The 19,536-nt window shown below is 40.2% G+C and carries 14 protein-coding genes; 2 read left to right on the top strand and 12 right to left on the bottom strand.

The features are described from left to right. Window positions 1-13: 13 nt before the first annotated feature. The 7 genes from QM374_RS05995 to QM374_RS05965 form a co-directional block, all read right to left on the bottom strand. Window positions 14-703: a tyrosine-protein kinase gene (locus QM374_RS05995; RefSeq protein ID WP_281335620.1), complete on the bottom strand. Its 690-nt coding sequence runs from the start codon at window positions 701-703 to the stop codon at window positions 14-16. 10 nt (window positions 704-713) lie between these two features. Further along, window positions 714-1,406, bottom strand: coding sequence for a CspC family polysaccharide chain length determinant protein (locus tag QM374_RS05990; protein WP_281335619.1), 693 nt, complete (start codon window positions 1,404-1,406; stop codon window positions 714-716). Between the two features lie 8 nt (window positions 1,407-1,414). Continuing rightward, the gene (cps4B, locus tag QM374_RS05985; protein ID WP_414311168.1) at window positions 1,415-2,146 is read right to left on the bottom strand and encodes a capsular polysaccharide biosynthesis protein Cps4B; all 732 of its coding nucleotides are present in this window, start codon (window positions 2,144-2,146) and stop codon (window positions 1,415-1,417) included. Between the two features lies 1 nt (window position 2,147). Then, on the bottom strand, window positions 2,148-3,593 hold the full coding sequence (locus tag QM374_RS05980; protein WP_414311167.1) for an LCP family protein: 1,446 nt from the start codon (window positions 3,591-3,593) through the stop codon (window positions 2,148-2,150). A 657-nt stretch (window positions 3,594-4,250) separates the two neighbouring features. Then, complete coding sequence (locus QM374_RS05975; RefSeq protein ID WP_414311166.1) at window positions 4,251-6,209, bottom strand: peptide ABC transporter substrate-binding protein; 1,959 nt, start codon at window positions 6,207-6,209, stop codon at window positions 4,251-4,253. 158 nt (window positions 6,210-6,367) lie between these two features. Then, window positions 6,368-8,335: a peptide ABC transporter substrate-binding protein gene (locus QM374_RS05970; RefSeq protein WP_075227262.1), complete on the bottom strand. Its 1,968-nt coding sequence runs from the start codon at window positions 8,333-8,335 to the stop codon at window positions 6,368-6,370. Window positions 8,336-8,503: 168 nt separating this feature from the next. Then, the gene (locus tag QM374_RS05965; protein ID WP_414311165.1) at window positions 8,504-10,114 is read right to left on the bottom strand and encodes a glycoside hydrolase family 13 protein; all 1,611 of its coding nucleotides are present in this window, start codon (window positions 10,112-10,114) and stop codon (window positions 8,504-8,506) included. A 152-nt stretch (window positions 10,115-10,266) separates the two neighbouring features. On the opposite strand from QM374_RS05965, the gene QM374_RS05960 reads away from it, so the two are divergent. Next, window positions 10,267-11,751, top strand: coding sequence for a DUF1846 domain-containing protein (locus QM374_RS05960; protein ID WP_414311164.1), 1,485 nt, complete (start codon window positions 10,267-10,269; stop codon window positions 11,749-11,751). 179 nt (window positions 11,752-11,930) lie between these two features. Next, window positions 11,931-12,206 carry a hypothetical protein gene (locus tag QM374_RS05955; RefSeq protein WP_045762826.1) on the top strand — a complete coding sequence of 92 codons (276 nt, stop codon included), beginning with the start codon at window positions 11,931-11,933 and terminating at the stop codon, window positions 12,204-12,206. 204 nt (window positions 12,207-12,410) lie between these two features. Here the strand turns inward: QM374_RS05955 and glmS are convergent, their stop codons facing one another. From glmS to QM374_RS05930, 5 genes are all read right to left on the bottom strand, one after another. After that, on the bottom strand, window positions 12,411-14,219 hold the full coding sequence (gene glmS, locus QM374_RS05950) for a glutamine--fructose-6-phosphate transaminase (isomerizing) (protein ID WP_414311163.1): 1,809 nt from the start codon (window positions 14,217-14,219) through the stop codon (window positions 12,411-12,413). A 744-nt stretch (window positions 14,220-14,963) separates the two neighbouring features. Further along, window positions 14,964-16,979: an ATP-dependent DNA helicase RecG gene (gene recG / locus QM374_RS05945; protein WP_414311162.1), complete on the bottom strand. Its 2,016-nt coding sequence runs from the start codon at window positions 16,977-16,979 to the stop codon at window positions 14,964-14,966. Window positions 16,980-17,003: 24 nt separating this feature from the next. Continuing rightward, complete coding sequence (gene alr, locus QM374_RS05940; RefSeq protein WP_414311161.1) at window positions 17,004-18,107, bottom strand: alanine racemase; 1,104 nt, start codon at window positions 18,105-18,107, stop codon at window positions 17,004-17,006. Further along, the gene (gene acpS / locus QM374_RS05935) at window positions 18,097-18,459 is read right to left on the bottom strand and encodes a holo-ACP synthase (protein ID WP_414311181.1); all 363 of its coding nucleotides are present in this window, start codon (window positions 18,457-18,459) and stop codon (window positions 18,097-18,099) included. Before acpS ends, alr begins: the two co-directional genes overlap by 11 nt. 45 nt (window positions 18,460-18,504) lie before the next feature. Beyond that, the gene (locus QM374_RS05930) at window positions 18,505-19,536 is read right to left on the bottom strand and encodes a 3-deoxy-7-phosphoheptulonate synthase (protein ID WP_049503924.1); all 1,032 of its coding nucleotides are present in this window, start codon (window positions 19,534-19,536) and stop codon (window positions 18,505-18,507) included.

The raw sequence follows: 19,536 nt of genomic DNA, 5'->3' as shown, positions 1-19,536 counted from the left end.
TGAACTCCCTATCTTATTTTTTTCTTTTACCATAAGAACCGTAAGTTCCATAAGATCCATATTTTTCTCGTTTAACATCAAATTTATTTAAAATCGCACCCAAAAATGGAACCCCTGTTTGTTCTAGCTGAACTTTAGCTTTTTGAATGTCTCTTCTTTTTGTTCCGCCAGCTTCTGTAACCAAAATCGATGCATCGCATTTTTGCACAATAATTGCTGCATCAATTACAACTCCGATTGGTGCTGTATCAACAATAATATAATCAAAATATTTCCGTAAGGTTTCAATCATCAAGCCAAAATTGGCACTTTGAAGAAGAGCTGTTGGGTTTGGAGAAGGTGACCCTGATTGGATTATAAACAAATCATCAATGTTTGTTTCACAAAGGCCATGAGATAAATCTTGTGTCCCAGCTAGATAATCAGTTAAACCTGTGATTCGTTCTCTTGACTTGAATACTCCAGACATAACTGAATTTCGGATATCAGCATCAATCAAGAGTGTCTTGTAGCCTGCACGCGCAAAAGCCCAAGCAACATTAGTAACTGTTGTAGACTTTCCTTCGCTAGGGTCAACCGATGTAACGGCAATAACCTTTAAGTTATTCCCACTCAGTTGTATATTTGTACGTAAAGCATTGTAGTACTCTTCTGCTTTTTTTACAGAGTTCAGTTTTTGTTGTGATAATTCTAACTTCGCCATAAGTTCTCCCTTACTTTAATTTATCCATATCTGGAATGACTCCAAGGAGTGAAATTTCCATAACATCTTCGATATCTTCTGGACGTTTAACACGGTCATCGAATAGTTCAAGCAACAAGACCACTACAATCACTAATCCTGCACCTGCTACAACTCCCATAATGGTATTTCGACGAATATTTGGTGAAGACGGTCCAGTTGCTGGACGTGCTTCCTCCAAGGTAGTTACGTCAGAAACACGGGTGACCGCAATAATCTTTTGTGCCGCAACATCTCGAAGAGCATTTGCAATTCGACTTGCTTCGTCAGGCTTGTGATCACTAACTGAAATAGATACGATACGTGTGTCTGCGGGAACCGTTACTTGAATCTTCTTAGCTAATATTTTCGCATTAATGTTTAAACCAAGATCAGCAACTACTTTCTCTAGGACATCTTGGGAAAGAATGATCTCACGATAGTCCTTAACCAGGTAAGCTCCTGCTTGTAGATCTTGATTTGTCAATCCCGGTTTATCACTTTGGTTTCGATTAACTACATAGATCCGAGTTGTACTTCTATACTCAGGTTTAACAACAAAACTACTATATGCAAATGCAGCAGTTCCTGCTACGATGGCTACAAGAAGGATTAGCAGTTTCTTTTTCCATAGTGCCTTTAACAACTGAATAACATTGATTTCAATAGTATCTTTTTCTTTCATTATAACTCCTAAATAATTTGATCTTTAATGACTTTTTCGGGATTTAATATAAAGAGTTCCCGAGCCTTATCTTGGCCATACTTTTTACTCACTATTTCGTATGCTTCCTTCATATAAGGAGGGCGACCATCTAGATTGTGCATATCACTAGCAACTATGTGAACCAAATCCCTCTCTAAGAAATAGCGAGCCCGTTTTTTCATGAATTTATAAGTATCACCAAACAATTTTGGTTTAAGGATACTCGAACTGTTGACCTGTGTATAACATCCCATATTGATGAGGTCTCGCACTCTTTTTTCATTATTTTCCAAAGCAGCGTATCGCTCTATATGTGCTATTACAGGTGTTATCCCTAACATGAGAACATTCGTTAGTGCATTATGAATGTCTCGGTAAGGAGTATTCATGCTGAATTCTATCAAGGCATAACGAGTGCCATTTAGTTGTGGAATCTGCTGATTCTCTAATTTGTTTAAAGCATCACTGCTGTAATAAATCTCTGCTCCATACAAGATGGTTAAATCAGGAGCAACCTCTTTAGCCAACTCCTTGACAACTTTAAAATTTCTTAATATATTCTCTTCTGGTGTTTCAAACATCCCCTTTCGACGATGGGAAGTCGAAACGATGGTACGGACTCCTTGAGCATAGGCTTCCTTCAGAAGCGCTATACTTTCTGTCTTATCCTTAGGACCATCATCTACATCAAAAACTATGTGTGAATGGATATCAATCATCTTATTTTCCTTCCATGATATCTTTAATTTCTGTTTTGAGTGTCTCTAGGCTATTTGGATCTACCTCTAGCATATAAAGGCTGCTGTCAGGCATGGCATAGGAAGGAAGATCCATACGACCAGTTCCCTTTAGATCTCGAGTGATGACAGTATATTTCCCTCCACTTACTAGTTGGGCGTTCACTAAACTAACCATTGTTTCAGGAGGCATATTAGTTTGGACAGAATCCTGTAAACTTTGCATAATATCATCAAAATTTTTCAATGCTTCTGCCGAAGTTAGTTTCTGGACAATTGCAGAAATGACTTTCTGTTGATTGCGCCCACGGTCTCCATCGCCGTTTGCTAATGAATAACGCTCGCGTACAAAGCCTAGAGCCCGCTCAGAGTCTAGATGAACATTTCCAACAGGAAAATGGTAATTGCCATGAAGTGAGGTAAATTCTTGGTCATTATTAACATCAACACCACCTAAGAGATCAATTAATTTCAAGAAGGAAGTGAAGTTGAGTCGTGCATAGTAATTTAGATCAATTCCATAAAGATTTTCCAAAGTATGAATCGAAGCATCCACACCATAAATACCTGCATGAGTCAATTTATCATTTTGGTTATTGCCTCCATCAGCTATGGGCACATAAGCATCACGAGGGGTCGTTGTCAAGAGAATTTTCTTGGTTTCTTGATTAACCGTCATGATGATATTGACATCCGAACGAGAAACGGAGCTAATCGGTCCGTATGTGTCAATCCCACTAATATAGATATTAAAAGCCTTGTTTTGAGAAGACTTAGGTGCCTCAACAGTTTTGGTTAGTTCTTTGGTATAAATCTTCTTGATCTTTTTGGCATGATCTGGATACTCTTGTTCAATCAGATTTTCAAAGACACTATTCAAAACAATTGCCTTGGTCTCTCCAGCTAAGAGACTCTTATAAGCCGCAAGATACGAAGAACTATCCTCAACCTTTAGGTCTTTATTCTGACTTGTCTTAATATCATCGAGCAGTTTTTTGATATTCTCCGCATCTGTTTTTGTCGGAGCTGTCACACTGGATAGTTGGGACACATTACCAATCTCACTATCCGCCAAAACTGCAACACTGATGGAGTAACTAGAATAGTTAGATGTTGCATTTAAATGATTGGCCAAACTAACGAACTGATGAACTCCAACCAAGGCTAGTGAGCTAGCTACAATAGATAGCAAGAGCATGATTAAAGTAAACTTCTTAGCTTTTCTATTTGATATTAAAAATAAAGCTACTAGCGCAATGAACACCATAATAGCTGCTAGAAGAAGATTGAAATAACTAACGGCTAAGATATGATATCTGAATATTAAAAACAGCAAAAAACAAGTAAGCACTATATATAGAAACAACAAAATAATATTGAAACTTTGCTGAAACTTGCTCGTTTTATTTTCTTTTAAACGTCTCCCCACCTTACACCTCTATTAATTATTTTATTTCTATTATATCACAAACTAACACTGGATGCTATCAACACCTGAATTGCAACCGTTTTATTTTACCTTAAAACCAAAAATACTATATTTCAATCATTAAATGCCTCATATCTTTTTTTGAAAGAAGACTGCCAACAAAAATACCAGGAGATAGAAATCGGTTGACAAGTTCTCAATACCATACTCTCACACTCTAAAACTTTCAATAATTACCAAGAAAGTAGAAGATTTTAACTAGAGAGACTCAAGTTTTTATAAAAATAGCCTTTTAAAGTCTTGAAAACAAAAAACAACCCGCTATCGTAACAAAGATTTATCGTTATAGTAAAATGAACTTGGAATAGTACACCACGAATTCTAAAACATTTTTAGAATTTGTAGTAGATTGAATCTAGAACAGTGCACTACAACTGCTAAAAATATTTCTAGAAATTAGTTTGACTTTCCTAACCTTTCTGTTCATACCTTATTTCAATCTACTATAATAAAAAACAAGAGGCAGGGTAAAAGTCTTCAAAATAAAAAACACATAGTATTAAGTGTTCAAAAACTTTATACTATGCATTTTATAATTGAAAGCTTCACTCAATTTCATTTTCAAATTGAGTTTTTACCCAACCTATCTTCTTAAACTTATTTCACGTGACTTTCAAAGTCTTTTTGACTCTTTTCGACAGAATTTTTTCTTTCTTGCTCCCATTTAGCCTTGGCTTCAGCAAATTGAGAGCTTGTAACAACATCTGTCTGCAATCTCATGTACTTGTAGTTGCTTCCAGTTCCTTTGATACCAACTAGTGAGTAAGCACGTGTAAATGGTGTCACGCGTGTCACCGAAGCTCCACCACCGTTTGACACAACTGGGATTAGAAGGGAACTATCAATCAACCAAGCTTGTGCATCTGCGTAGTTTTCATAGCGTTTCGCTACGTCTGTATTTTCTGCATCTGCTGTTTTTAATTTTTGAGTAAATTGGTCCAAACCGATACTTGTAATCTTATCAGCATCCTTGCTTGGATCAAGTCCTAAAATCTTGAGATAGAATCCATCTTCAGCGTTGAAAGGATTGAGGTAAGTTGAAGGATCTTGGTAGTCAGCTGACCATCCATCCAAGTTCAAATCATAGTCATGATCTGCCGGTGTTGGTGCTTGAGCTGTTGCATTTATATAATCATCTGTCGACAATTGGATAACATCAACCACTACATTTTCAGAACCGAGCGTTGATTCGATTGATTGTTTAATTGAGTTTGTTCCAGAAAGCAAGGTCTTGTTAACCTGGTCTACAGGCAAGTCCAAATGAATTGGGAAGCTCACACCTTGGGCTTCTAATTCTTTTTTAGCTTCAGCAAACTTAGCTTGCGCTTTTTCTTTGTTGAAATAACCATCTTGAGCATCTTCAAGATTCATATTTGACCATTGTGTACCATAGTTGACCAATTTTGAAGCAACTGTTTCACCAAAAGTCTTGTCTCCAACTTGTACGAAAGTTGGTGGTACAAGCGAGTTACGAAGAGTGTTTTTAGCTGCTTCTTCACCATTTGATTGAGCTGAGTAGGCTGTACGATCAATGGCGAAGTTAACTGCCTGACGGAAGTTTTTATTCAAAACTGCAGCTTGAGTTGCTTGTTTTTGCTCATCGCTTGTTTTTGCAGTGTGGTTATAAGCACCACGGTTGACGTTAAAGTTATAGTACCAAGATGTTGCATCTTGCAAGCTATAAACGATATTGTCCTTGTATTTTTCCTTTGTCTTAGCGAAGTTTGAGCTATTTGGATAAACACCTGCAGATGAGTAAGCACCACTTTCAAAGTTACGGATTGTCAAGTCTTGGTCTGAACCATCAAAGTAGGCCAATTTTACCTTTTCAATCGTTACTTTTTCTTGGTCATAGTAATGTGGGTTTTTCACATATTCGATAGAAGACTTAGATGTAAAATCTTTTAACAAATATGGTCCGCTATAAAGAATGCTATCTGGTTTCAGGGTTCCGAAGTCTTTACCTTTAGAAGCAAGGAATTCTTCGTTTACAGGGAATAAGATACTGTTGGTTGTTTTTGAGTTCCAGAATGGCTCTGGACGAGTCAAGGTATATTGGACAGTATAGTCATCTAAGGCTTTGACACCAACATTTGAGAAGTCAGTATTTGCACCTGTTACATAATCATCCAAGCCCTTGATAGAGTTCTGAATCAAGTCTAGGGCTTGACCCTTATTATCAGCAGCGTACTTGATACCAGTTACAAAGTCTTGTGCTTTAAGGGGAGCGTATTCTTCACCGTCAGCTGTAAACCACTTGGCATCTTGGCGAAGTTTGTAGGTATAAGTTAAACCATCCTTAGAAACACTCCAATCTTCTGCAAGAGCAGGAATGAGGTTGCCATAGTTATCATTTTCAAGCAAACCATCAACCAAGTTGGTTACAATAGCAGTGTTATCACCAGCGTAGTCCAAGAGATAGTTGAAGGTTGTTGGATCTGCACCAAAGGTAGACGAGTATGTCTTGCCGTCTGATGCTGACTGGCCACATGCTGTCAATAGGACCGCAGCAGCAAGTGTCAACCCCGCTCCAATCAAACGTTTTTTAAGTTTCATGTTTTATTTCTCCTCATATGTTAGGTTTTGTAACATGGTTATATTTTAACAAATTTTGTCCAAAAAGTAAAGTTATATACTGATTTGACCTATCATTGAAAATCAAAAAATAAAGAAATCCCGCTTCAAAACAGGATTTCTTTATTCATTACAAAAGACTATTTAACGTGATTTGCTAGTTCTTTTTGGTATTTAGCATTTGTTTCAATTTTCTCTTTTTGCCATTTCTTGAGAGCTTCTTCGTATTCTTTAGCTGTTACAATATCATTTTGCAATTCTAAACCTTTGAATACAAATGGATCTCCCTTGATACCAACTTGAGAGTAAGCTTTTGTGAATGGCACTGTACGACTAACTGTCGGAGAACCACCTGAAGAAGCTACAGGGATAAGAAGTGAGCTATCTGAAACCCAAGCTTGTGCTTTGGCATATTTTTCATAGCGTTTGTTAAGATCGCTTGTTTCTGACGCTGCATCATCCAAGAGTTTCTTGTACTCATCCAGTCCAACTTGAGCCATAACTTCTGGATCTTTACCTTTTGTGATACCCAAGTGTTTAAGGGCAGAACCCTTCTTAGCATCTAAGATATTGAGGTAGGTTGCTGGGTCTTGATAGTCTGGCCCCCAACCAGTTCCGTTCAAGTCATAGTCTTTTTGAGAAGGCACTTTGGCTTGAGATGTGATACTCATTTTCTCATTGTCAGTCATTTGAAGTACATCGATGACAACATTTTCACTTCCAAGTGCTGCTTCGACAGACTGTTTGAGAGAGTTAGTTTGTTGTACAGCAATGACATCTGTCTGCTCAACTGGAATATCCAAATGGATTGGGAAGGTTACACCTTTAGCTTGCAATTCTGATTTTGCTTTTTCAAAGGCAGCTTTTGCTTTTGTTGGATTGTAAAGGGTATCTTTACCATCTGTCAAAGCTACATCCTTCCACTGGTCTCCGTATGTTACCAGTTGTTCTTGAGCCAATTCACCGAAGGTCTTTTCACCGACCTGTACATAGTCATAAGGCACAAGGCTAGTACGGATAATCTTGTCTGCACCTTCTTCGCCATTCATCTGTGCAGAGTAAGCATGACGGTCAAGAGCGAAGTTGATAGCTTGACGGAAGTTTTTATTGAGAAGTGCTTCTTTAGTTGAAGTTTTTTGGGCATCATCTGTCTTAGCTGTTTTATTGTAAGACTGACGATTTACGTTGAAAGTAAAGTAATAGCTTGTCGCTTCTTGCGGACTATAAACGATCTTATCGCCGTATTCTTTCTTAGTTGAATCAAAGCTTGAGCTAGTTGGGAAGAGACGAGCTGTCGTATATGAGCCTGACGCAAAGCTACGAATCAATGATTCTTGGTCAGAACCATCGTAGAAGGTAAGCTTGACGTGGTCAATTTTAACATTGTCTTTGTCCCAATAATTTGGGTTCTTTTCGTACTCGATCACGGATTTTGAAGTGAAGTTCTTCAAAATATATGGACCGTTGTAGAGAATACCTGAAGGAGCTGCTGCTCCGTAATCCTTCCCTTGAGAATTAAGGAATTCTTCATTAACCGGGAGCATGGTCGCCGTTGTCACCTTAGAATTCCAGAAACTTTCTGGCTTGTTCAAGGTATACTCAACTGTATAATCGTCCACTGCTTTGACACCGACTGTCGAGAAGTCATTTGTCTCACCGCTAACATACTCTGCCAAACCTTTGATAGAGTCTTGGATAAGTGTTAAGCCATCTGATTTACCATCTGCAGCATGCTTCAAGCCAGTCACAAAGTCTTGGGCCTTGACTTCAGCGTACTCTTCTCCTTCAGAAGTATACCATTTGACACCTTTACGTAGCTTGTAAGTATAAGTCAAGCCGTCTTGTGAGACTGACCAATCTTCAGCAAGCGATGGAATCAAGTTCCCATATTTGTCATTTTCCAAGAGTCCGTCGACCAAGTTGGCAATGACGTCTGATGTTGAACTTTTACTAGTAACGCTATAGTCCAATGTTGTTGGATCAATAGCATATACATACGAAAATGTTGTTGGAGCATCTGCTTTTTTCTCAGTCTTGCCACAAGCTGCCAAAAGAAGAGCTGCACTCATCGTTATCCCTGCTACTGCGAGCCACTTTTTCGATTTCATCGGTATTCTCCTTTAAAATACTATTTTCACCATTATACCCTATTTTTCTATAAAAGCAAGGGTTTACAGGGTATTTTTTAGAAAATTCAAACAAATATTTTTTAAAGAATTTTCTACACTTATTTTAGTAAAGATCCCAAGCGCCATGCGACACTTGAGATGGTAATTTTAAGCAACTAATTCGACACAGAAGGCATCCCAGGGAGCCAATGTTAGTTGTTCTATGGTAGCTTTGACATCTGTATTTGCAATTAAGACTGACTTAAGGACTGCATCCAAGTGGAACTCTTGTTGTTGGCTTGAAAGGTTAACCACTACTAGGAATCGACGGTCGCCATCTTTACGGATGTAAGCAAAGACTTTTTCAGCCGTTTCAAGGAGTTCAAAATCAGCTCTCACCAACCAGCTATTTTCCTTACGAATGTTTACCAATTTTTGATAAGTATAGAAAATAGAATCTGGGTTTGCTAAAGCTTCTTTTACATTTATCTTCACATAGTTTGGATTAACAGCCAACCAAGGTTGTCCGTCTGAGAAACCAGCATTTTTTGTCTCATCCCACTGCATTGGAGTACGCGCATTGTCACGTCCAATCACACGAATGCTATCCATGATTGTTTCCATTGAAACACCTTTTTCAAGAGCTTCACGCGCATAGTTGAGGGATTCAATATCCTCTACTTGATCTAGCTTTTCAAACGGGAAATTGGTCATCCCAATCTCCTCCCCTTGGTAAATATAAGGAGTCCCTCTCATGAGATGAAGCAAGATTGCATACGCTTTAGCAGATTTTTCGCGGTATTCTCGGTCATTTCCCCAGATAGAGACGATTCGAGGGAGGTCATGGTTGTTCCAGAAAAGGGAATTCCAGCCATCCTCAACTCCTAATTCTGTCTGCCATTTGTTGAAAATTTCTTTTAATTTCCCAACATTTAGCTCTTTTTGGTACTGCCACTTAGGTTGTCCTTCCTGATACTGAAGACAGATATGTTCAAACTGGAAAACCATAGACAATTCTTGTCCTTTAGGATCTGAATAGAGTTTAGCGATCTCTGGTGTTGCTCCCCATGTCTCCCCTACTGTCAAGAGCTCTTTGTCGCCGAAAGTAGCCTGATTCATTTCCTTGAGATAGGGATGAAGCATAGGACCATTGTTGACAATTTTCTGATCAGGAATCTTCCCAATCATGTCAATGACGTCCATACGGAATCCACCAATCCCTTTATCAATCCAGAAATTCATCATCTCATAGATTTTTTGGCGAAGTTCTTTATTTTCCCAGTTGAGGTCTGGTTGTTTCTTACTGAAAAAGTGCAGGTAATATTGACCAGACTTTTCATCGTATTGCCAGGCAGAGCCGCTGAAAATTGACTCCAATTCGTTAGGTTCATCACGCCAGATATAGTAGTCTCGCTCAGGACTATCAGGATTTTCACAAGCTTCGATAAACCAAGCATGCTCATCTGATGTATGATTGACCACCAAATCCATAATGATTCGGATATCTCGTTTTTTAGCCTCAGCAATCAGCACATCCATATCTTCCATGGTTCCAAAGATAGCCGCGATATCTTGATAATTGGCAATATCATAACCATTGTCATCCATGGGGCTATCATAGACTGGAGAAAGCCAGATCGCTGTGATCCCTAACTTAGCTAGATAGTCTAGCTTACTGGTAATCCCAGGCAAATCACCAATCCCATCTCCATTGCTATCCTTAAAACTTTTTGGATAGACCTGATAAACAACGGCATTGTGCCACCATTTTTCTTGCATCTTTTTACCTCTATTTAAAATTGACTTTACTCCATCATAGACCTTTTATCAATTTTATGCAAGCGTTTGCTTTATCTTTTTTTCTCACTTTTGCGACTCTCTAGTTTCTAATCTTCCATTTTTTTTATATAATAGAGCTCAGAGGTAAAAAAATGAAAAAACAAGCTTTTAGTTCTGAACAATATTTGAATCTACAACGCGACCATATCTTGGAGCGTATCAACCAATTTGATGGCAAACTCTATTTAGAGTTTGGGGGTAAGATGTTGGAAGATTTCCACGCTGCTCGCGTTCTTCCTGGTTATGAGCCTGACAATAAAATCAAGCTCTTGCAAGAATTGAAAGAGCAGGTTGAAGTTGTGATTGCTATTAATGCAAGTAACATCGAGCATTCCAAAGCTCGTGGTGACTTGGGCATTTCTTACGACCAAGAAGTGCTTCGTTTGATCGATAAATTCAATGAACTTGGTATCTTTGTTGGTTCAGTTGTCATTACTCAATATGCAGGCCAACCGGCAGCAGATGCCTTCCGTAATCAATTAGAGAAGAATGGTATCGACTCTTATCTTCACTACCCTATCAAGGGGTATCCGACAGATATGGATCACATCATTTCTCCTGAAGGTATGGGGAAAAACGACTATATCAAAACTAGTCGCAATTTGATTGTCGTGACAGCTCCTGGGCCTGGTTCAGGTAAGTTGGCAACTTGTATGTCTAACATGTACCACGACCAAATCAATGGTATCAAGTCTGGTTATGCCAAATTTGAAACCTTCCCAGTTTGGAATCTCCCACTTCATCATCCAGTCAACTTAGCTTATGAAGCTGCTACAGCAGACCTAGATGATGTCAACATGATTGACCCATTCCATCTCCAAACTTATGGAGAAACCACAGTCAACTACAATCGTGATATCGAGATTTTCCCCGTTCTTAAGCGCATGCTGGAACGTATCTTGGGTGAATCTCCTTATGCGTCTCCAACTGACATGGGTGTCAATATGGTTGGTTTTGCAATCACTGATAACGACGCTGCCATTGAAGCATCTAAACAGGAAATTATCCGTCGCTACTACCAGACAGTTCTTGACTTCAAAGCTGAGAAGGTTGGAGAAACTGCTGTGAAGAAGATTGAGCTTCTCATGAATGACCTGGGTATCACACCAGCTGACCGAAAGGTTGCTGTTGCCGCACGTCAAAAAGCAGAAGAAACAGGTGGACCCGCTCTCGCTCTTGAATTACCTTCTGGTGAAATCGTTACTGGTAAGAACTCAGAACTCTTTGGTCCAACAGCGGCTGCATTGATCAATGCTATCAAGATGTCCGCTAACATTGATGCTGAAACAAAATTAATTGAACCAGAAGTGGTGAAACCAATTCAAGGTTTGAAAATCAATCACTTGGGTAGCCGTAACCCTCGACTTCATTCTAACGAGATCCTCATCGCCCTTGCTATCACAGCAATGCAGAATCCTGATGCAGATCGTGCCATGAAAGAACTCGGAAATCTCAAAAGAAGCGAAGCTCACTCTACGATTATCCTAACAGACGAAGATAAAAATGTTCTTCGCAAACTAGGTATCAACGTAACCTTTGATCCTTACTACCAATACGATCGTTTGTATCGCAAGTAAAATACGAAACTCACTCCTCTAAGAGTTGGATCCTTATCATCCAGCTCTTAGAGTTTTTTTATAGCTTGCAAGTCTTCCACAAGCATATCTTTCAAAAATAATTCTCATTTTAATAGAAACTGGAATAACATTTAATTTTAGATTTATTTCTAATGAATCCTTAAAAGGAGTGATACTCAATGAAAATCAAAGAGCAAACTAGGAAACTAGCCGCAGGTTGCTCAAAGCACTGCTTTGAGGTTGTAGATGAAACTGACGAAGTCAGCTCAAAACACTGTTTTGAGGTTGTGGATAGAACTGACGAAGTCAGCTCAAAGCACTGTTTTGAAGTTGTGGATAGAACTGACGAAGTCAGTAACCATACCTACGGCAAGGCGACGTTGACGCGGTTTGAAGAGATTTTCGAAGAGTATGAATCAATCCTCTTCAATCTTGACTTGAACTACCTTGGCTGAGATCTTGATCCATTTTCTCTACAATAAATAAGACTGACTGCGTCACTCTTATCTAAAACCTCAAAGCGATGCTTGGAGGCATCTACACAAGAGAACAAATTTGGTCATTGATTTTCATTGAATATACAAAAAAGTGAACAAGACAGTATTCTGATTTTCAGAAAACTATCTAGTTCACTTTTGCTTATGATTTAATTTTTTGGTTTATTCTACCGTTACTGACTTAGCAAGGTTACGTGGTTTGTCCACGTCGAGTCCACGGTGTAGGGTTGCAAAGTAAGCGACTAATTGCGTTGGTACGACCATTGAGATTGGTGAGAGGTAAGGGTGGACGGTCGTAAGAACGATATCATCTGTATCTTTGGCAACATTTTCTTCTGCAATGGTGAGGACCTTAGCTCCACGTGCTGCCACTTCTTGGATATTTCCGCGAGTGTGGTTTGCAAGAACTGGGTCTGACAAGAGGGCCAAGACAGGTGTTCCTTCTTCAATCAAGGCAATCGTTCCGTGCTTGAGCTCTCCAGCCGCAAAACCTTCACATTGAATGTACGAAATCTCTTTGAGCTTGAGACTGGCTTCCATGGCTACATAGTAATCTTGACCACGTCCGATGTAAAAGGCGTTGCGTGTTGTTTCAAGAAGATCACGGACTTTTGCGTCGATCGTTTCTTTCTCTGAAAGAGTTGATTCGATAGACTGAGCCACGATAGACAACTCGTGAACTAGGTCAAAAGCTTTGGCTTTTTCGTTGCCATTTGCTTCACCAACTGCTTTTGCAAGGAAGGCAAGGGCTGCGATTTGGGCTGTATAAGCCTTAGTTGATGCTACGGCAATTTCAGGACCTGCGTGAAGAAGCATGGTATGGTTAGCTTCACGTGACAGCGTTGATCCTGGCACGTTCGTCACTGTCAAGCTTGGAATTCCCATTTCATTGGCCTTAACCAAAACCTGACGGCTATCAGCTGTTTCACCAGACTGACTGATAAAGATGAAGAGTGGTTTTTTGATGAGAAGTGGCATACCGTAACCCCACTCAGATGAGATTCCAAGCTCAACTGGTGTATCCGTCAATTCTTCCAGCATCTTCTTAGAAGCAAATCCTGCGTGGTAAGATGTTCCAGCTGCAAGGATGTAGATGCGGTCTGCGTCTTGAACAGCCTTAATGATAGCAGGATCCACCACTACTTGACCAGTCTCATCTGTGTAGGCTTGGATGAGTTTACGCATAACAGTTGGTTGCTCATCAATTTCCTTAAGCATGTAGTAAGGATAAGTTCCCTTACCGATATCTGACAAGTCAAGTTCCGCAGTATAGCTAGCACGTTCACGACTGTTACCATCATAATCTTGAACTTCTACGCTATCAGCCTTGACGATTACCAACTCTTGGTCATGGATTTCCATGTATTGGTTGGTCTCACGAATCATAGCCATAGCATCTGAGCAAACCATGTTATAGCCTTCCCCAAGACCAATCAAAAGTGGTGATTTATTTTTAGCCACGTAGATGACTTCAGGATCTTGTGAGTCAACCAGGGCAAAGGCATAAGAACCACGGATGATGTGAAGAGCTTTTTTGAAGGCTTCAAGAACTGACAAGCCATCTTCTTCCGCAAATTTTCCAATCAAGTGAACAGCGATTTCTGTATCTGTTTGTCCCTTGAAGTTGTGTCCTGCAAGGTATTCTTCCTTAATTTCAAGATAGTTTTCAATCACCCCGTTGTGCACCAAGACAAAACGTCCTGTCTCAGATCGGTGTGGGTGAGCATTATCTTCTGTTGGTTTCCCGTGAGTGGCCCAACGAGTATGTCCGATACCAGTTGTTCCCTCAACACCAGCAGTTTTAGCAGATAATTCTGCAATACGACCAACAGCCTTCACCAAATGGTTTTCAGCACCACCTAGGACAAAAATTCCAGCCGAATCATAACCACGGTATTCGAGCTTTTCAAGCCCTTGAATCAAAATATCAGTTGCATTTGTGTTTCCAACAACACCAACAATTCCACACATAGTATATACGACACAGGCTAGCTGTGCTTTCTCCTTAAAATTGGTATAGTCTAATTCTTCTTTTATAGAATCAGCAAAAACAGTATATACTTGTTTCTTTTACTTGTCAAGAGTAAAAATTGGTATAGCGTGATTCTACTGATTCTTTATACTAAAAGTCTACCATATTTCACCTAAAGCAAGTATTTAAAAAGGGCTTTATCGCCCTTTTTAAATACTATTTTGTAGCAAGCTTGTCTGCCTCTACTACTTCTTGAAAGGTTTTTTGATAATTTACTTTAATCGTCATTGTCATGTGAGAGTCCTCGTTTCTTTTTGATGAACCTAGTATAAAATCCCTTCCTAAAACATAGCTTATATTTTCCTTAGAAAAAACTAAAAGTAACTTGTGACTCAATGAAAACGAAAGAGAAAACTAGAAAGCTAGTCACAGCTTTCTCAAAGCACTGCATTCAGTTTACCAGATAGACTAAGACCTCGTTTGAAGTGGTGTTTAAGTTTATGCATTCAGTAAATAAAATTAATATAAGCATTTTTCTAAATCCCTTAGCTGCGAATCCCCACACAAAAAGAGCGTTACCGCTCTTTTACTTAGTATTTAGGAGAAGGTGCTTGCTCCTGTTGAAACGTTTTTTGGTAATTTACTTTAATCGTCATTGTCATGTGAGAGTCCTCGTTTCTTTTTGATGACTCTAGTATAGGCAATAACCCTAAAAGCAAACTTAAGATTTTCTTAGAGAAAGCTTAATCTAAATGTTCTTTCTTTTCTAGATTTAGAGCAATCATATGCCACTCTGGGTCCTCCTGCCAGTTAGGAAGGGAGCTGATATAACTAGCTACCTTACGTGCTTCCTCAAGAATCGGAAAATCTTCGATAATATCAGCCACTTGAAACTCTGGTAAACCTGACTGCCTGGTTCCAAAAATCTCACCCGAACCGCGCATTTTCAAATCTTCCTCCGCAAGGACAAAACCATTGGTCGTTTCTGTCATGATACGCATGCGGTCTTTACCTGAATCCGTTTTAGGATTAGCCACAAGAACCGCATAGGACTGCTTGTCTCCCCGACCGACGCGACCTCTGAGCTGATGGAGTTGACTGAGTCCAAAACGATCAGCATCCATGATAATCATGACGGTCGCATTTGGCACATTGACCCCAACCTCGATAACCGTTGTCGAAACCAGAATATCTGTCTTTCTCTCTTTGAACTCCTGCATAATCTGGTCTTTTTCATCACTCTTCATCTTCCCGTGTAAGAGAGCTACTTTTGCTTTTCCTGCAAAATGATCCGTCAATTCTTCCGATAAAGCAATAGCATTTTTCAAATCCAAGGCTTCAGATTCTTCAATCAAAGGAGAAATAACATAGGCCTGAGAATCTTTTTGAATTTCTCCTTCCAACCAAGTCAAAACCTGTGGCAGTTGCTCATGCTTGATCCAACGTGTCACAATCGGTTTTCGTCCTGCTGGCATCTGGTCAATAATGGAAACATCCATATCTCCAAAGGCGGTGATGGCTAAGGTTCGTGGAATCGGAGTCGCCGTCATCATGAGGACATCTGGATTTTCTCCTTTTTCACGTAAAATACGTCTTTGTCCCACACCAAAACGGTGTTGCTCGTCGATGATAATTAAACCAAGTCGATCGTAGTCCACCCCGTCCTGTATAAGAGCATGGGTACCGACGATCACATCGACCTCGCCCTTGGCAATGGTCTCTAAAACCGTACGTTTTTCTGCAGCTTTTAATGAACCTGTTAGAAGAGCTAGTTTCAAATCAGGAAAGAGACTTTCTAGACTTTCAAAATGCTGCTCTGCAAGAATCTCTGTTGGAACCATGAGGGCAGCCTGATAACCAGCCGTTTCGGCTGCGTACATCGCTAGACCTGCCACCACTGTTTTCCCACTACCAACATCCCCTTGCAAGAGTCGATTCATGTGATGGTCCGACTTCATATCGGTCAGGATTTCTTGCAGGCTCTTTTCTTGTGCTTGGGTCAAAGCAAAAGGCAAATTTTCTTTAACCGCAGTTAGTTTTTCTTCCGACCAATTCAAGACTAGACCACTTCCATGAATCTTATTTTCAGACTTGAGGGTCTGTAATTGCATTTGGAAATAGAAAAGTTCCTCAAACTTGATTCGACGGAGAGCCTGCTTGTATTCTGCCAAATCCTTAGGAAAATGCATAGCACGAACAGCCTGACAGCGAGACATGAGTTTGTATTTATCTAGCAAGGACTGAGGGAGATTTTCCTCTATCAAGAGATCTAGCCTCTGATCAAAGGCGGTTTTAATGACTTTAACAAGGCTTGCTTGACTAACTCCTTGTGCGAGACGATAGACAGGTTGAAGGTCGTCCTCCACTTGGGCTAAAACCTTCATCCCTGTGAGACTAGCCTTGGCGCGATCCCACTTACCAAAAACGGCTAGAGTGGCTCCTAGCTCAATCTTGTCAGCCAGGTAGGGTTGGTTAAAGAAGTTAACTGCAAACACAACCTCTCCCTGCTTGAGGCTAAAGCGTAGGCGATTGCGCTTAAAACCATAATACTGAACACTAGCTGGTGTTACTACCTGACCAGATAGGACAGCCTTTTCACCATCTTCTAGTTCTAGTACCTGCTTGGTCTTAAAATCTTCATAACGGAAAGGAAAGTAGAGCAAGAGATCTTGCAGGTTTTCAATTCCTAGTTTGGCATATTTCTCTGCTGACTTTGGTCCCACGCCAGGCAAGACATGCAAGGGTTGATGTAAATTCATGCTCCTCTCCTTTCCTTTTGTTTCTTAATGATATTCTCTCGGAACTCGATCACTAAGGAGGCAAACCACCTCATAATTGATGGTTCCTCGGTAAACTGCTACATCTGTTGCAGTAATCTCCTTGTCACCGTTTGAGCCAATCAAGGTTACCTTGGTACCCAATGGATAAAGCTTAGGCAAACGAATAGTGATTTGATCCATGGATACACGCCCTACGATAGGGCACAATTGTCCATCCACCAGAACTGAGAAATTCTGCATATCTCGTGTCCAACCATCCGCATAACCGATTGGCAAAGTGGCAATGACTTGCTCACCGTCTGCTTGATAAGTTGCTCCGTAACCCATACAAGCACCAGCCTCTACTGTTTTGATATGAACGATGGCTGTTTCCAAGGTCAAAGCAGGTTTTAGTTCATAAGGCAATTCTAAAACTTGTCCACTTGGATTGAGACCATACATAGAATCCCCCATGCGAACAGCATTAAAAATCGTTTCTGCATGCCATAGAGTAGTCGCAGAGTTACTCGCATGAACCAATTCTGGTACTTCTTGCAAGCCAGCAAGTATTCCCTTGAAACAGTCCAACTGTTGGTTAAAGTAGCTGTCTGACTCTTCATCTGCAGTTGCAAAATGGGTAAAGATCCCTTCAACATTAGCTCCATGTTCCTTGAGTAAAGTTTGAGCTTGTGCTGCCTCGCTTGCACTTCTAAAACCAATTCGTCCCATACCTGAGTCAATTTTAAGGTGAACAGTTAATCCTGACAAGTCTGACTCTGTCGCTATGAGTTTCTGGATCCATTCCAATCCAGCCACTGTCAAGGTAATATAAAAGTCCTTAGCCAATGAAAGAGATTCAACTTCAGATACTCCCAAAATGAGAATCTTCTTAGAAATTCCTGCCTGACGGAGTTCGAGGGCTTCATCGATATTCGAAACGCAAAAGCCATCAACATCATCCTGGATAGCCGTCGCAACAGCTACCGCACCGTGTCCGTAGGCATTGGCTTTTACAACTGCCCATTTGAGGGTATCTTTGGGAATGTGCGCTCCCATTTGTTGGATATTGTAGCGGATAGCTCCCAGATCGATGAGGGCTTTGGTTGGTCTATGTGGACTAGTTTTCATGATTCTCCTCCAAAATAACACTAGCTGTCACAAACTGATCTGTATGGCTAATTGATAGCCACACTTTTCCTGAAAACGGGGATTTGCTGAAGTAGGGAGCACCTCTCTCATTGTTCAAAATTTCCAAATCCTGAAATCCTAGCTTTCCAATACCCGTTCCCATAGCCTTTGAAAAAGCTTCTTTAGCTGACCAACGACCAGCCAAATACTCAATCTGTCTACGACCTTTGAGACTGGCAAAACGCTTCAATTCCTTGTCTGTCAACACACGCTGCGCAAAGCCTTCTCTTTTTTTAACTGCATTTTGTATGGAAGCTAATGCTTCGATATCGATTCCGTGTCCAACTATCATTTTCGTCAAAAAGAGTTGAGGTTTCCCCAACTCCATCCTTTTCACTTATTTTGTTAAGGTAGTATAGATTTCTTCTACCAAGGCTACTGTGTTTTCCCATCCTAGACATGGGTCTGTAATAGAACAACCAAAGATTTCTGGTTGATTTTGGCGACCATCTGCCAAGTAAGATTCAATCATGAAACCTCGAACTGTCTTCTTGATCTTTTCATTCCAGTCACGGTTGAGCAGAGCCTGACGAACAATTCGAACTTGCTCCATATATTGTTTCCCTGAATTATCATGGTTAGTATCAATCATGATAAAGGGATTTTCAAGCCCCATAGACTCGTAACGGCCGATAGCATCTAAGAGAGTTTCATAGTAGAAGTTTGGTTCATTCTTCCCATATTCATTCATAGCTCCACGAAGGATAACGTGGGCCAGGGGATTACCTGAAGTCTCAACTTCTTGTCCATGGTAAAGAAATGTTTGCTTATTTTGTGCAGCATAGATGGCATTAAACATAACAGATAGATTTCCTGAGGTTGGATTTTTCATCCCCACTGGTGCATCAATCCCTGAAGCTACAAAACGGTGTTCTTGGTCTTCTACTGAACGCGCACCCACGGCATGGTAGCTCACCAAGTCGTCAACTAAAACTAGATTGGATGGATAAAGCATTTCATCTGCTGTAGTCAATCCAGTTTCTGTAATAACACGATAATGAAGCTGACGTACAGCCTGCAAACCATTAATCAAACTTGGTGCTTTAGAAGTATCTGGCTGATGAACCAAACCCTTGTAGCCATCTCCATTGGTGCGTGGCTTGGCTGTGTAAACACGCATGACCATGAAAATCTTATCCGCAACTTTCTTCTGCAAGTCTGCCAAACGGCGAGCATACTCAAGAACTGCTTCTTCATTGTCAGACGAACAAGGTCCAATGACCAACAAGATTCGGTCATCCTTTCCTGAAAGGATGTCTGCTAGTTCCTGGTCACGGCTTTCCTTATGTTGCAAGGCTTTTGCAGATAACTGTGTTTCCGCCTTAATCGCTTCAATATCAATCTCTTGACCTTTTTCAATAAATGCCAT

This window comes from Streptococcus infantis (genome assembly GCF_047465525.1).
Taxonomy (GTDB): Bacteria; Bacillota; Bacilli; order Lactobacillales; family Streptococcaceae; genus Streptococcus; species Streptococcus infantis_R.
Note: the sequence above shows the minus strand (reverse complement) of the source record. Positions and strands in the feature narration are given on the sequence as shown.